General features: G+C 72.7%; 12 protein-coding genes and 1 riboswitch. Of the genes, 3 read left to right on the top strand and 9 right to left on the bottom strand.

The window, feature by feature from the left end:
• Window positions 1-335: 335 nt before the first annotated feature.
• On the top strand, window positions 336-1,373 hold the full coding sequence (sepH, locus tag ACZ4O3_RS00650; RefSeq protein ID WP_384992976.1) for a septation protein SepH: 1,038 nt from the start codon (window positions 336-338) through the stop codon (window positions 1,371-1,373).
• 60 nt (window positions 1,374-1,433) lie between these two features.
• Here the strand turns inward: sepH and ACZ4O3_RS00645 are convergent, their stop codons facing one another.
• Complete coding sequence (locus tag ACZ4O3_RS00645) at window positions 1,434-2,276, bottom strand: sulfurtransferase (RefSeq protein ID WP_467720680.1); 843 nt, start codon at window positions 2,274-2,276, stop codon at window positions 1,434-1,436.
• 311 nt (window positions 2,277-2,587) lie between these two features.
• On the opposite strand from ACZ4O3_RS00645, the gene ACZ4O3_RS00640 reads away from it, so the two are divergent.
• Window positions 2,588-3,391 (top strand): VOC family protein, encoded by an 804-nt coding sequence (locus ACZ4O3_RS00640; RefSeq protein WP_467720679.1) that lies wholly within the window; start codon window positions 2,588-2,590, stop codon window positions 3,389-3,391.
• 1 nt (window position 3,392) lies between these two features.
• On the opposite strand, the gene ACZ4O3_RS00635 is transcribed toward ACZ4O3_RS00640, so the two are convergent.
• The 4 genes from ACZ4O3_RS00635 to ACZ4O3_RS00620 all read right to left on the bottom strand — a co-directional run bounded on the left by ACZ4O3_RS00635 (window position 3,393) and on the right by ACZ4O3_RS00620 (window position 8,843).
• Entirely contained in the window at window positions 3,393-4,040 is a 648-nt protein-coding gene (locus tag ACZ4O3_RS00635) for a thymidine kinase (protein ID WP_362728001.1), read from the bottom strand.
• A 40-nt stretch (window positions 4,041-4,080) separates the two neighbouring features.
• Window positions 4,081-5,274 (bottom strand): alkaline phosphatase family protein, encoded by a 1,194-nt coding sequence (locus ACZ4O3_RS00630; RefSeq protein WP_362728003.1) that lies wholly within the window; start codon window positions 5,272-5,274, stop codon window positions 4,081-4,083.
• Window positions 5,274-5,861, bottom strand: coding sequence for a DUF5998 family protein (locus ACZ4O3_RS00625; RefSeq protein ID WP_362728005.1), 588 nt, complete (start codon window positions 5,859-5,861; stop codon window positions 5,274-5,276). The genes ACZ4O3_RS00630 and ACZ4O3_RS00625 overlap by 1 nt, the downstream gene beginning before the upstream one ends.
• An 87-nt stretch (window positions 5,862-5,948) precedes the next feature.
• Window positions 5,949-8,843, bottom strand: coding sequence for a bifunctional acetate--CoA ligase family protein/GNAT family N-acetyltransferase (locus ACZ4O3_RS00620; protein WP_467720678.1), 2,895 nt, complete (start codon window positions 8,841-8,843; stop codon window positions 5,949-5,951).
• A gap of 176 nt (window positions 8,844-9,019) precedes the next feature.
• Between ACZ4O3_RS00620 and ACZ4O3_RS00615 the strand changes: the two genes are divergently transcribed.
• Entirely contained in the window at window positions 9,020-9,301 is a 282-nt protein-coding gene (locus tag ACZ4O3_RS00615) for an HPr family phosphocarrier protein (protein ID WP_351326770.1), read from the top strand.
• A 287-nt stretch (window positions 9,302-9,588) separates the two neighbouring features.
• Here ACZ4O3_RS00615 and ACZ4O3_RS00610 read toward each other — a convergent pair whose 3' ends face one another.
• From ACZ4O3_RS00610 to ACZ4O3_RS00595, 4 genes are all read right to left on the bottom strand, one after another.
• Complete coding sequence (locus ACZ4O3_RS00610) at window positions 9,589-10,284, bottom strand: GntR family transcriptional regulator (protein ID WP_362717592.1); 696 nt, start codon at window positions 10,282-10,284, stop codon at window positions 9,589-9,591.
• A gap of 211 nt (window positions 10,285-10,495) precedes the next feature.
• Window positions 10,496-11,251 carry a M23 family metallopeptidase gene (locus ACZ4O3_RS00605; RefSeq protein ID WP_384992995.1) on the bottom strand — a complete coding sequence of 252 codons (756 nt, stop codon included), beginning with the start codon at window positions 11,249-11,251 and terminating at the stop codon, window positions 10,496-10,498.
• 12 nt (window positions 11,252-11,263) lie between these two features.
• A riboswitch (cyclic di-AMP (ydaO/yuaA leader) is annotated at window positions 11,264-11,427 on the bottom strand.
• 192 nt (window positions 11,428-11,619) lie between these two features.
• Window positions 11,620-13,008 carry a M16 family metallopeptidase gene (locus ACZ4O3_RS00600; protein WP_467720677.1) on the bottom strand — a complete coding sequence of 463 codons (1,389 nt, stop codon included), beginning with the start codon at window positions 13,006-13,008 and terminating at the stop codon, window positions 11,620-11,622.
• Window positions 13,005-14,399: a M16 family metallopeptidase gene (locus tag ACZ4O3_RS00595; RefSeq protein ID WP_467720676.1), complete on the bottom strand. Its 1,395-nt coding sequence runs from the start codon at window positions 14,397-14,399 to the stop codon at window positions 13,005-13,007. The genes ACZ4O3_RS00600 and ACZ4O3_RS00595 overlap by 4 nt, the downstream gene beginning before the upstream one ends.
• Window positions 14,400-14,634 lie beyond the last annotated feature (235 nt).

Raw genomic sequence — 14,634 nt, 5'->3', positions numbered from 1 at the left:
GGCGGCCGGGGAAGGCTCGTTGCCAGAAGTTGGGCGGCGCGCCAATCCACGCACGTGGCCCGAATGGAGTACTGTTGCGAGCCCTGGGTCCGGTCTCCCGCCAGGGCGTCCGCGGCCTTACGGGACCGCCGGGAGGGGGCTAGTTGCACAGGGTGACGGAGTTGGTCACTTAGCGTTGCGAATAGGTAACCGTGCCATAACGGCGTACCCGGGCCCGTGCCCGACACGCCGGGCAACTCGGCAAGGTTGTGGCAGGCTGCACCCGGGCAGGCCACACTCGACTAGCGGAAGCAGCGACGCACGTGACGTCGGCAGGCACCACCCGGGAGGTCCCCATGCCCGAACTGCGTGTCGTGGCCGTCTCCAATGACGGCACACGACTGGTGCTCAAGGCTGCCGACTCTACGGAGTACACGCTTCCGATCGACGAACGGCTCCGTGCCGCCGTGCGCGGCGACCGGCCCCGGCTCGGCCAGATCGAGATCGAGGTCGAGAGCCATCTCCGGCCCCGAGACATCCAGGCGCGGATACGGGCGGGCGCGACCGCGGAAGAGGTCGCCCAGCTCGCCGGGATCCCCGTCGACCGGGTGCGGCGCTTCGAGGGTCCGGTACTGGCCGAGCGCGCCTTCATGGCCGAACGAGCCCGCAAGACGCCGGTCCGCCGGCCGGGCGAGAACTCCGGTCCGCTGCTCGGCGAGGCCGTGCAGGAGCGGCTGGTGCTGCGCGGCGCCGACAAGGACACCGTGCAGTGGGACTCCTGGCGGCGCGACGACGGCACCTGGGAGGTCCTCCTCGTCTACCGGGTCGCGAGCGAACCCCACTCGGCGAGCTGGACCTACGACCCGCCCCGGCGGCTCGTGCAGGCCGTCGACGACGAGGCACGCTCGCTGATCGGCGAGTCCGACGACCTCGCCGTACCGGAACCCAGCTTTCCGTTCGTTCCGCGGATCGCGCGGCTGCCGCGCGACCGCCCGCTGGACCGTACCGGCGACCGGGACCGGCCGAGCCTGCCCGCACAGTCGTCCGAACCGGTCGAGGAGACGGCCGGCGAGCGGGACTCGCTGACCAGCCTGCTGGAGGCGGTGCCCAGCTTCCGGGGCGACATGGTGGTCCCGGAGCGCCCCGCCGAGGCCGTCCCGGAGGAGCCGCCCGCACCGGAACCGGCGGCGGAGGAGCCGCCGGCCCCCGCGGCCTCGGCCGGCTCCGCCTACGCGGACGTCCTCATGCCCCGCTCCGTCGGCAGCCACCGCGACCGGCTGATCGGCGCCACCGACCGTCAGGCCGAGGCCGACGGCGTCCGCCCCGGCCGCCGGGCCGCGGTGCCGAGCTGGGACGAGATCGTCTTCGGGACGCGGCGCAAGAAGCAGGAGTAGCAGGAGCCGTACGACCGTACGAAGAGGGGGCACGCGCGCGTGCCCCCTCTTCGGCTCCCGCTACTGCGGGTCGGGGCCGACCGCGACCGGACGGGACGGGTCCGCGGACCACTCCGACCACGAACCGACGTACAGCGCCGCCGGAATGCCCGCCACGGCCAGCGCCAGCACCTCGTGCGCGGCCGAGACACCCGAGCCGCAGTAGACGCCCACCGGGGCCGCCCCGGAGGCGCCCAGCGCCTTGAAACGGTCACTCAGCTCCCCGGCGGGCAGGAAACGGCCGTCCGGGCCGACGTTCTCGGAGGTCGGCGCGGAGACCGCGCCCGGGATGTGGCCGCCGATCCGGTCGATCGGCTCCACCTCTCCCCGGTACCGCTCCCCCGCGCGGGCGTCGAGCAGCACACCCGCGCGGGCCAGCGCGGCCGCCCCGTCCGCGTCGAGCAACTCCAGCGCACCGGGCGCGGGTTCGAAGTCACCCTCGGCCGGTTCCACCGCGTCAGCCGAAAGAGCACCGCCCCAGGACGGCAACCCGCCGTCCAGGACCCGCACGTCCGGGTGACCCGTCCAGCGCAGCAGCCACCAGGCGCGCGCCGCCGCCCAGCCGTGCCCGCCGTCGTAGACGACCACCGGCCGGTCCGCGGACACACCCGCACGGCGCATCGCGGCTCCGAAGACGGCCAGGTCGGGCAGGGGATGCCGGCCGCGCTCGCCGGGCGCGGCGGCCAGTTCCGCGTCGAGGTCCACGTAGCGGGCGCCCGGCAGGTGCCCGGCGGTGTACTCGGCCCGGCCGTCGAAGGCCGCGCCGCCCTGCGTGGTCAGCTGCCAGCGCACGTCCAGCAGGACGGGCGGATTGGGGCCGGCCAGGTCGTCGGCGAGTTCGCTTGCGGTGATGATGGCTTCCATGGCCCCATCCTTACGTCAGGGGTGGCCGCATCGTCCAGGTACGACTACTGTGCTCGGCCGGACAGGCTCGATCACCGGGCGTGCGGGATCGGGCACATGCTGTACGGCCGATGGACACCCGGCGGCAGTCGGCCGGAAACGGGCGAGAAACGGCAGACCAGGCATCCTCACGGCGAGGGCCGCCGCTGCCTGGCCGTGGGCCGCCACGGAGGGTGCGAGCATCGGCACGGGGCGTGCCCGCGGCTGCGGCACAGCCGGTCCGGAGAGCGGAAGCGACACGGCCACCGCGAGGGGCCGGGGAGAGAGTGACGATGACCGAGGTACGGGGATCGGCCGGCCCGAACGGCGGTACACACGTTCTGCGCACGCCCGGCACCCCCTGCTGGGTGAGTCTGATGGTGCACGGCTTGACCGCGACCGAGGAGTTCTACGAGGCCCTGTTCGGCTGGGAGTTCCAGCCCGGGCCGCAACAGCTCGGCCCCTACGTCCGGGCGCTGCTCGACGGACAGGAGGTCGCGGGCATCGGGCAGCTGCCGCCGGATCGCCGACTGCCGATCGCCTGGACGCCGTACTTCGCCTCGGCGGACGTGGACCTGACGGCCGAGACGGCCCGGCTGTGCGGCGGCACGGTGGGCGTCGGCCCGCTGGACGCGGCAGAGGCCGGGCGGATGGCCATCGTCTCCGACCCGGCGGGCGCGGTCTTCGGCATCTGGCAGGCCTCCGCCCACCTCGGCACGGCCGTCACCGGTGTCCCCGGCACGCCCGCCTGGAACGAGCTGCTCACCTTCGAGACCGCGAGCGTCGCCAAGTTCTACGGGGCGGTCTTCGGTTACGCGGAGGAGCCCGTGGTGTCCGCCGACTTCGACTACGTGACCCTGCACGTCGAGGGCCGCCCGGTGGCCGGCATCCACGGGGTCGGCCTCTCGCTGCCCCGGGACCGGGGGCCGCACTGGCTGACGTACTTCGAGGTGGCAGACGCGGACACGACCCTGCGGGAGGTCGCCGAGCTGGGCGGGCAGGTGCTGAAGCCGGCCCGGGACAGCGCACACGGCCGGGTCGGCACGGTGGCCGACCCGGAGGGCGCGGTCTTCTCGGTGATCGAGAACCCGCGCTGAATCAGGTGGTGACGGGCAGGACGTCCGGGGAGAGGGCCGCCGCGCGGGCCGACGTGGCGGTCATCCGGCGCCGGTGGTGGCGGCGGCACAGCACCTCGTAACCGACCTTCCCGGCCGACTCGTTGACATCGCCCACCACCACCTGGGCGCCCTCGACGACCATCTCGCCGCCGACGGTGCGGGCGTTGTGCGTGGCCCGGGCGCCGCACCAGCACAGGGCCTCCACCTGGAGCACCTCGACCCGGTCGGCCAGTTCCACCAGCCGCTGGGAGCCGGGGAACAGCTTGGAGCGGAAGTCGGTGGTGATGCCGAACGCGTAGACGTCCAGGCCCAGATCGTCCACCACGCGCGCGAGCTGGTCGATCTGCTCCGGCACCAGGAACTGTGCCTCGTCGGCGATGACGTAGTCCGCGCGACCGCCCTGCGAGAGGTGGTCGACCAGGTAGGAGTACAGGTCCTGGCCGTCCTCGACCTCCACGGCGTCGGTGACCAGGCCGAGGCGGGAGGACAGCTTGCCGTGGCCGGCGCGGTCGTCACGGCTGAATATCATGCCGACGAGACCGCGGGCCGACCGGTTGTGCTCGATCTGCAGAGCCAGCGTCGACTTCCCGCAGTCCATCGTTCCGGAGAAGAAGACCAGCTCGGGCATGGGAGGTTGAGCACCTTTCGGATGGTGGGACCAAGGGTCGCTAGGAGCGTACTTCGAGCAGCGGGACGAGCTGCTCGACGGGGGTCATCGAACCGTGGTTGCCGACCATCGCCGACTCCTTGGGCTCCCGCTCGGAGGCGATGATCAGGACGTCGTCGTGCGCGGCGGCGACGACGTCGCCGATCCGCCCGTACACCCGTTCGTCGAACCGGTCCGGCGGGCCGAACCAGCCGGCCGCGATCGCCTCGTCCCGGGAGGCCACCCAGAACTGCTCGCCGAGTACCTCGCGCCAGCAGGTCAGGACGTCGTTCGCGGCGCCGGGGACCGCGTACACGTGCCGTGCCCGGCCCTCGCCGCCGAGCAGGGCGACGCCGGCCCGCAGCTCCCAGTCCTCGTCGAAGTCGATGCGATGCTGCTCGTCGAACGGCACGTCGAGCATGCCGTGGTCGGCGGTGACGTACAGCGCGCTGCGGGCCGGGAGCTGCTCGGCTAGCCGCTGCACCAGCCGGTCCACGTGCATCAGCTGGCCGCGCCAGGTGTCGGAGTCGACGCCGTAGCGGTGCCCGGCGCCGTCCAGTTCGGCGTAGTACGTGTACACGAGCGAGCGGTCGGCGGCGGCCAGTTGCTCCGCCGCGAAGTCCATCCGCTCCTCGCCGGTGAGCCGCCCGTGAAACGTTCCGCCGCTCAGCGCGACCTTGGTGAGCGGGGTGTGTTCGAAGTGCGGGGAGGACACCTGGGCGGAGTGCACACCGGCGTCGGCGGCGAGCTGGAAGACGGTGGGGTACGGCTGCCAGGCGGCCGGGTCGGTCCACGGCTGCCAGCGCAGCTGGTTCATCAGCTCGTCCGTGGCCGGGTTGCGGACGGTGTAGCCGGGCAGGCCGTGCGCTCCGGGCGGCAGGCCGGTGCCGACGGAGGCGAGGGAGGTGGCGGTGGTCGCCGGGTAGCCGGCGGTGATCGGCCGCCCGGTGCCGCCGCGTGAACTGCCGAGCAGCGAGGCCAGGAAGGGCGCCTCGTCCGGGTGGGCCCGCAGCTGCTCCCAGCCGAGACCGTCGACCAGGAAGACGCAGTTGCGGTCGGCCGCGGTCAGTTCCGTGATCGACGCGGTCATTCCGGGTACGGCCATGCCGGCGGCCAGGGTGGGCAGCAGGTCGGCGAGGGAACCACTGCCGTACTCGGGCAGCGGTGCGGAGCCGAGGGCCAGCGGTTCCGGGTGATCCCAGGCGGCGTACGCCATCAGTGCGCGACGTCCGCGGTCGCCTCGGAGATGGCCTGGGCGAAGGCGAGCGCCTGGCGCACCGTCTCCGGGCCGTCCCCCGCCTCGCTGACGCGCAGGCTCAGGTCGTCCGCCGTGGAGCTGCCCGTGTAGCCGTGGTCGGCCTCGCAGTTGGGGTCGCCGCAGGCCGCGGGCTCCAGGTCGATGCGGGAGACGGCGCCCCAGCCGATGGTCAGCACGATCTCGCGGGGCAGGGTGCCCGGCGTGTACTGCTCCGGGTTGGCCACCACCCGGCTGACCACGACCGACGAGATCCGGCCGAGCTTGACCGACTCGGTGGAGGTGGTGGCGTACGGCGTCGGGGAGGTGGTGTCGGCGGCCTGCTCGTCGGTGTGGCTGACGATGAAGCGGTTCCCGGTGAGGACGAGCACGGTCACATGGCGCCGCACCTCGTTCTGGTCGAACGTCGTCTCCTGGTGGACCAGATACGACCGGATCGGCTCACCGCCCACGGCGGCCTCCACCGCCTCGGCCACGAGGGCCGGGTAGTAGCCGCTGCGCTCGATCGCGACGCGCAGCCCCTGGGTCGTCGTACTGGTCTTGGCCATGGCGTCCATCCTAATCCGTGGGCAAGGGGGGTCCGGGCCAGTCGGCGCACCCTGGTGCAAAGCCACCACGGAGCGGGGTTCGAGCGGTCAGTAGGCCGGCAGGGTGCGCGGGCCCAGGTCGTCGCGGGCGGGCGGGGGCGCCAGGCGGACGGTGGCACCGAGCACACTGACGCCGTGCCGGGCGACCACGACCGGTTCCAGGGTGACCGCGACCACCTCGGGATGGTCGTCGACCAGTCTGGAGACGCGCAGCAGCAGCTCCTCCAGGGCGGGCGTGTCGACGGGGGCCGAGCCCCGCCAGCCGAACAGCAGGGGTGCGGTCCGGATCGACCGCACCAGCGAGGTCGCGTCCCGGTCCGTCACCGGGACCAGCCGGTGGGCCGTGTCCCCGAGCAGCTGTGAGGCGGCTCCGGCCAGCCCGAAGGAGAGCACGGCCCCGGCCGCCGGGTCGATGACGGCCCGTACGACGGTGTCGACGCCCCGGGGGGCCATCCGCTGCACCACCGGGCGCAGTTCCGCCGGCGACCCGAACAGCTCGGTCAACTCGGTGTACGCCCGGCGCAGTTGCTCCTCGTCCGCCAGGTCGAGCCGTACTCCGCCCAGGTCGGCGCGGTGCCGCAGGTGCGGGGCGGTGGCCTTGAGGGCGACCGGGTAGCCGAGGTCGGCGGCGGCCCGGGCGGCGGCCTCCGGAGTGCGGGCCGGCAGGGCCCGGTGCACGGCGACGCCGTACTTGCCGAGGAGCGCGCAGGTCTCCTCCGTCCCGAGGGTGAGTCCCTCCCCGCGCTCCAGCAGCGTGCCGATCAGTCCGGCGGCTCCCCTCTCGTCGATGTCGTCGTACTCGGGCACCTTGCCGGGATCGGTGGCCTCCCGCCGCCACTGCGCGTACTTCACGGCTTCGGCGAGCGCCCGCACGGCACGCTCGGCGGCGGGGTAGGCGGGAATCAGCCGGGAGCAGGAGTGAGGGGCACGCGGCCGGGCGGTCTCGGTGACGGCGGCGGGCGGTGTCCGGCCGGCTCCCGCGGACGGCGTCCGGGCCGCGGTCTCCGTCGGTGCGGGGCGCAACCGGTGGGTGCCGCCGAAGGCGCCGGGTGCCATGACAGGTGCCTGCGGTGCGGTGCGGCCCGCGGCCGAAAGCGCCTCCGCCAGCCCCCCGAGCTCCACGTGCACGACCAGGACCGGCTTCCCGTGCGCCCCCTCGGCCGCCGACCGCAGGGCCTCAGCCAGTTCACCGTCCCCGACCGCCCCCTCGCCGATCGTCGGGATGGCGGTGACGACCACCGCGTCGCACGACTCGTCGGCCAGCGCCTCCGCCAGCGCCCGGTGGAAGTCGGCGGGGGTCGCCGTGGTCGTCAGGTCCAGCGGCGGCGCGGGCCGCAGCCCCTCCGCCAGGCACCGGTCGTAGGTCAGCAGCCCCAGCGACTCGGAGTTCCCGAGGATCGCCACCCGGGGCCCGGCCGGCAGCGGCTGCCGGGCGAGCAGCAGCCCCGCGTCGACCAGCTCCGTGATCGTGTCTACGCGGATCACCCCGGCCTGCCGGAGCAGCGCGGACACCGTGGCATGCGGCAGCCGGGTGGCCCGTACCGCGTGCCCCTGCGGCGCCGAACCGGCGCTCTGCACCACGACCAGCGGCTTCGCCGCCGCCGTGCGCCGCGAGAGGCGGGTGAACTTGCGCGGGTTGCCGATGGACTCCAGGTACATGAGGACGACATCGGTCTCGGCGTCGTCGTACCAGTACTGAAGGACGTCGTTGCCGGAGACGTCCGCGCGGTTGCCGGCCGAGACGAAGGTCGACACGCCCGTGGTGCCGGTGACGCCGCCGCCGCGCCGGTGCAGCCGGGACAGCAGGGCGATCCCGATGGCACCCGACTGGGCGAAGAGGCCGATGCGGCCGGGGCGGGGCATCTCGGGGGCGAGCGAGGCGTTCAGCCGGACGTCGGCGGCGGTGTTGATGATTCCGAAGGCGTTCGGCCCGATGATCCGCATGCCGTACGTGCGCGCGTGCCGGACGAGTTCGCGCTGGCGTTCACGGCCGTCCGGGCCGCTCTCCGCGTATCCGGCGGCCAGCACGACAAGCCCCTGGACGCCGTGTTCACCGCAGTCGGTGACGACGTCCGGGACCTGCTCGGCGGGTACGGCGACCACGGCCAGGTCGACCGGTCCGTCGATGTCGCGCACGGAGCGGTGCGCGGGTACCCCGTCGACCTCCTTGAGATCGTCGGGGAAGGCCTGGTTCACGGCGTGCAGGCGGCCGGTGAAGCCGGCGTCCCGGAGGTTGCCGAGGACGCTGCGGCCGACGCCGCCGGGCGCCCGGCCGACGCCGATCACGGCCACGGAACCGGGGGTCAGCAGGCGCCGTACCGAACGGGCCTCCGCCCGCTGCTCGCGCGCGCGTTGGACGGCGACGGAGCGGTCCGTGGGCTCCAGGTCGAACTCCAGGCGGACCACGCCGTCCTCGAAGCTGCGCTGCTGGGTGTACCCGGCATCCGTGAACACCTTGATCATCTTGCTGTTGGCGGGCAGCACCTCGGCGGCGAACCGGCGGATGCCGCGCTCCCGCGCGACGGCCGCGATGTGCTCCAGGAGGGCGGAGGCGACGCCCCGGCCCTGATGGGCGTCCTGGACGAGGAAGGCGACCTCCGCCTCGTCGGCGGGCGCGGAGGCGGGCATCCCGTCGGCGCCAATGCGGTCATAGCGTACGGTTGCGATGAACTCGCCGCCGATGGTGGCCGCGAGTCCCACCCTGTCCACAAAGTCGTGGTGCGTGAAGCGGTGGACGTCCTTGGCGGAGAGCCTGGGGTAGGGCGCGAAGAAGCGGTAGTACTTCGACTCGTCCGAGACCTGCTCGTAGAAGCTGACCAGGCGGCCGGCGTCATCGACGGTGATGGGCCGGACGCGCGCGGTACCACCGTCGCGCAGCACGACGTCCGCCTCCCAGTGGGAGGGGTACGCGTGCCGGTCGTGTCGGTCCGCCGGGGTCTGCATGGGCCCCAGAGTACGGCTCGCGTCCGACAGTGGCGCGAGGCAGTCTGTGGAGGACGGAAGCCGGACCGAGGCCGCGGTCCGACGACACACCCGCGGGGACTCACGTCCGCTCCGGGCATGCTTCACGATATGGGAAACTGGTCTAGACAACCCTGAACACCGAAGGGCAGCATCACATGGCTGAGCGCCGCGTCAACGTCGGCTGGGCCGAGGGCCTCCACGCCCGCCCCGCTTCCATCTTCGTCCGAGCCGCCACGGCCACAGGCGTCCCGGTGACGATCGCCAAGGCCGGGGGCGACCCCGTCAACGCGGCCTCCATGCTGGCTGTCCTGGGTCTGGGCGCCCAGGGCGGCGAGGAGATCGTCCTCGCCTCCGACGCCGAGGGCGCGGACGCCGCGCTCGAGCGCCTGGCCAAGCTGGTCGGCGAAGGTCTCGAGGAGCTCCCCGAGACCGTCTGAGCGCCACCGCACCCGCACGAACGAGGCCGCGCCACCCCTGCCAGGGCGGCGCGGCCTCGCCGTTCCCGCCGCGCGGCGGGAAACCGAGCCGCCTCGGCCGCCTTTTGCGAACGGGGCGTTTATGCGGAACCCGGCCGCGCACCGGGCGCGGTTAATTCCCCGCCGGGCACGGCGATAACACGCTCCGGAAATTCCGGGCGCGCGCGAGATAAAGGCGGCGGAGTCCGGCCGAGGGCGTCGGAAATACTGCTCCACCGAATAACATCTCTTTGTATACGGCGCCCGTGTTAATGCCGCAGGCCCGACATGTTTACGGGATGTTGCGAAGTCCTCACACCGGCCGACCGGTCCGTGCCGCCGGAAAAGCGCGGCCGGTGGGAGACCGTGGACCGCTCGGCGTGCAGCGCGGTGATCGCCCGCGCGCGTTCGCCGTCGCCGCGTGTCACCGCGTCCACGATGGCGCCGTGCTCGGCCCAGGACTCCACGGGGTTGGCGGGTGAGTCGACGACGTACATCCAGGCGATCTTGTGCCGCAGCTGGGTGAGCGTCGAGGTCAGGGCGTGGCTGCCGGTGGCCTGGGCGAGCGTCTCGTGGAACCAGCCGCCCAGGGAGCGCAGGTCCTCGCTGCCACCCCTGCGGGCGCGTTCCTGGCCCAGCCTGACCAGTCCGCGGAGCACCTTGAGGTGGGCCTCGGTGCGGCGCTGGGCGGCCCGGGAGGCGCCGAGCGGCTCCAGGAGCAGGCGCATCTCCAGCAGGTCGGCGGCCTCCTGCTCGGTCGGTTCCGCCACGCACGCGCCCGCGTGCCGGCGCGTCACGACGAAGCCCTCGGCCTCCAGGGTGCGCAGGGCCTCGCGGACGGGGACGCGCGAGACACCGTAGCGGCGGGCCAGGAGTTCCTCGGTGAGCCGGCTGCCGCGCTCGTAGACACCCGCGACGATGTCGTCCCGGATCGCCGTGCATACCGAGTGCGCCGGAATACGCATGTCCGACCTCCGCCTTAATCCCCGTGAAACGCCGCCGAGTGGCGTCCGTTCCGTGACTCTATTGCAATGAGCGGGAATTTCCGACGGCGGCCCTGAATCCATGCATATTTTTTGGACATCGGGTTCACGAAAACGACGAAAGCCCCGGCTCGGGAGCCGGGGCTTCGGCACACTCGCCGCGTGACGTCACACGGTCGTCGCCGCGTTCGGGTCAGACGTCGACACCGTGCTTGCGGAGGTAGGAGACCGGGTCGACGTCCGAGCCGTACTCCGGGGTCGTGCGGGCCTCGAAGTGGAGGTGCGGGCCGGTCACGTTGCCGGTCGCGCCGGAGAGGCCGATCCGCTCGCCCGGGGTGACCTTCTGCCCCACCGAGACTCCTATCGACGACAGGTGGCCGTACTGGGTGTACATGCCGTCGGCCATCTTGATGACGATCTGGTTGCCGTACGAGCCGCCCCAGCCGGTGGAGACGACCGTGCCGGTACCGACCGCGTGCACCACCGTGCCGGTGGCGGCGTGGAAGTCGATGCCGGTGTGGGCGCCGGAGGACCACAGGGAGCCGCCGGTCCGGTAGCCGGTGGAGACGTACGAGTCGGAGATCGGCGCGACGAAGGCGTTGAGACGCTTGCGCTCGGCCTCCCGCGCGGCACGCACCTCGGCCTCGCGCTCCTTCTTGGCCTTGGCTGCCGCCTTCTTGCGCGCGGCCTCCTCGGCCGCCTTGCGCTCGGCGGCCGCCGTCTGCGCGGCTGCCTGGGCGTCGATCTGCTCGGCGACCGAGTCGCTGACCGTGATCACCGGAGTGAGGCCGGTCTGCTCGACCGAGTTCTCCGCGGCGAGCGCCGGGGCTGCCGAGACGGTGCCGATGACACCTGTGGTGGTGAGGGCCGCGATACCGGCGGCCTGCGCGGTGGTGCGCTTCACCCGGCCGGGACGACGGTGCTTCCCGGAGGCGCACATGAACGCCATGTAGAGGCTGGTCCTTTCCTTCCCTCTCGCCTACCGGGTTAGCTGACGGGTTCGGAGCAGGAAGGTCTCCTACGGGCGCCCTCGCGGCTCGCGCGGGCGTCCGATTCACCCCAGGGACTGCATGGGTCCCCGGCTCCCCTGGCTCGCGCCGTACGGGGACTCGGCGATGACTGTCCGGTGCCGCGGGCGCGGCTCGGTGCCTGGCGGACAGTCCGGAAGAACCTATGAGGGCGTCCCCGCAATCCTCAAACGGATCGCGGTTTTTGTCGCGCATCCCACAGGGCAGACAGGCAACCTCCGCCTCAATTCGGACATTTCAGAGCCCTGGTGACCCGAGGGTCACCAGGGCTCCGGGCGCGCGCGTGCCGCTACTCCGCGGCGACGACCGTCACTTCGCCGATGCCGAGGGCCTCGACGGGCTCCTTGATCTGCGCCGCGTCGCCGACCAGGACCGTCACCAGGTGGTCGACCGGGAAGGCGCTCACGACCGCCGCGGTGGCCTCCACGGTGCCGGTGGCGGCCAGTTGCCGGTAGAGGGTGGCCTGGAAGTCGTCCGGCAGATGCTGCTCGACCTGGTCGGCCAGGGTGCCGGCGACGGCCGCCGCCGTCTCGTACTTGAGCGGCGCCACGCCGACCAGGTTCTGCACGGCGACGTCACGCTCGGCGTCCGTGAGGCCCCCGGAGGCGAGGGTGCGCAGCACCGTCCACAGGTCCTGGAGCGCCGGGCCGGTGTTCGGGGTGTCCACGGAGCCGCTGATGGCGAGCATCGAGGCGCCGCTGCCGTCGGGAGCGGAGCGCAGCACCTGCCCGAAGGCACGGACGCCGTAGGTGTAGCCCTTCTCCTCGCGCAGGACGCGGTCCAGGCGGGAGGTGAGGGTGCCGCCCAGGCAGTAGGTGCCGAGCACCTGGGCGGGCCAGACACGGTCGTGCCGGTCGGCGCCGACGCGGCCGATGAGCAGCTGCGTCTGGACGGCCCCGGGGCGGTCCACGATGACGACACGGCCGGTGTCGTCCGCGGTGACCGGGGGCACCGGCCGGGGCTGGGCGGCCGTGCCGCGCCAGGCGCCCAGGGTCTCGCCGAGCAGTTCGTCCAGGTCGATGCCGGTCAGGTCGCCGACGATGACCGCGGTGGCGGTGGCGGGCCGCACATGCCGGTCGTAGAAGGCGCGTACGGCGGCCGCGTCGATCTTCTCGACGGTGTCCTCGGTGCCCTGGCGCGGCCGGGACATCCGCGCGGCCGACGGGAAGAGCTCCTTGTAGAGCTGCTTGGCGGCCCGGCGGCTGGGGTTGGCCAGCTCGTGCGGGATCTCGTCGAGGCGGTTGCGGACCAGCCGCTCGACCTCGCTGTCGGCGAAGGCGGGTGCCCGGAGCGCGTCGGAGAGCAGCCCGAGGCCCTTGCCCAGACGGGAGGCCGGGACCTCCAGGCTGAGCCGGACGCCCGGGTGGTCGGCGTGCGCGTCGAGGGTGGCGCCGGCCCGCTCCAGCTCGGCGGCGTACTCCTCGGCGGAGTGCTTGTCGGTGCCCTCGGAGAAGGCGCGCGCCATGATCGTGGCGACGCCGTCCAGGCCGGCCGGCTCGGCGTCCAGGGGTGCGTCCAGGAGCACCTCCACGGCGACGACCTGCTGTCCGGGGCGGTGGCAGCGCAGCACGGTGAGCCCGTTGTCCAGGGTGGAGCGCTCGGGGGCCGGGAAGGCCCAGGGCCGGGCCTCGCCGGCCTGGGGCTGCGGGTGGAAGTCCATGGTGGCGAGCTCGCTCACTTCGCCGCCTCCTCGTTGTTGTCGCCGGCTTCGACCGTGGCCTCGGCCTCGGGGTCCTCGGGTACGTCGGCGTCCTCGACCGTCTCGGGGGACTTGGGCTCGTAGACGAGCACCGCGCGGTTCTCGGGCCGCAGGCGGGCCTTGGCGACCTCCTGGACCTCCTCCGGGGTCACCGTGAGGACGCGCTGGACGGCGGTCAGGGCGAGCTGCGGGTCGCCGAACAGGACGGCGAACCGGCACAGTTCGTCGGCGCGGCCGGCGACGGTGCCCAGCCGGTCCAGCCACTCGCGCTCCAACTGGGCCTGGGCGCGTTCCATCTCCTCGGGCGTGGGGCCCTCCTCCGCGAAGCGGGCCAGCTCCTCGTCGATGGCGGCCTCGATGACCGGGACCTCGACGTCACCGGAGGTCTTCACGTCCAGCCAGCCCAGGGAGGGCGCACCGGCCAGGCGCAGCAGCCCGAAGCCGGCGGCGACGGCCGTACGGTCGCGCCGTACGAGGCGGTTGTACAGACGCGAGGACTCGCCGCCGCCGAGGACGGTGAGAGCCAGGTCGGCCGCGTCGGAGACGCGCGTGCCGTCCTCCGGGAGCCGGTAGGCGGCCATCAACGCGCGCGCGGGCACCTCCTCCACGACGACCTCGCGCAGCTGCTCGCCCATGATGTCGGGCAGCGAGCCGTCACGCGGGGCGGGCTTGCCGTCGTGCGCCTGGATGGAGCCGAAGTACTTCTCGATCCAGGCGAGGGTCTCCTGGGGGTCGATGTCGCCGACCACCGAGAGCACCGCGTTGTTGGGCGCGTAGTAGGTACGGAAGAACGCCCGCGCGTCCTCCAGGGTGGCCGCGTCCAGGTCCGCCATCGAGCCGATCGGCGTGTGGTGGTAGGGGTGGCCCTCCGGGTAGGCGAGCGCGGTGAGCTTCTCGAAGGCGGTGCCGTAGGGGACGTTGTCGTAGCGCTGGCGGCGCTCGTTCTTGACGACGTCCCGCTGGTTCTCCATCGACTCGTCGTCGAGGGCGGCGAGCAGCGAGCCCATGCGGTCGGCCTCCAGCCAGAGGGCGAGCTCCAGCTGGTGGGCGGGCATGGTCTCGAAGTAGTTGGTGCGCTCGAAGCTGGTGGTGCCGTTGAGCGAGCCGCCGGCGCCCTGTACGAGCTCGAAGTGGCCGTTGCCCTTCACCTGGGCGGAGCCCTGGAACATCAAGTGCTCGAAAAGGTGAGCCAGGCCGGTACGTCCCTTGACTTCGTGCCGGGAACCGACGTCGTACCAGAGGCAGACCGCCGCGACCGGGGTCAGGTGGTCCTCGGAGAGCACCACGCGCAGACCGTTGGCCAAGCGGTGCTCGGTCGCTGTCAGGCCTCCGGAGCCTGTCTCGGCCGTGGTCGTGTGACCCATGGGCATGTACGTCCCTTCACTCGCGTCACTCACTCGCGGAAGCCGTCTCGAACCGCGGTTTTTCTGCCAGTCCTGCCACTGTATGCAAGCGTGCCGGAACCCGGCGAAGTTCCCGCACCACGTACGCCCACAGCGGATCGCGTAGCCTGCGTCCGACCCGCTCCCGAAAGCCTCCGTGGCACCGGGGCGGGCCGCGGAGACCGGGTCCTGGCCCGGGTTGTCAGTACCGCGGTCCACAATG

This window comes from Streptomyces sp. NPDC026515, assembly GCF_055567595.1.
The sequence above is the reverse complement of the archived record's forward strand: the minus strand, read 5'-3'. Positions and strand labels throughout refer to the sequence as shown.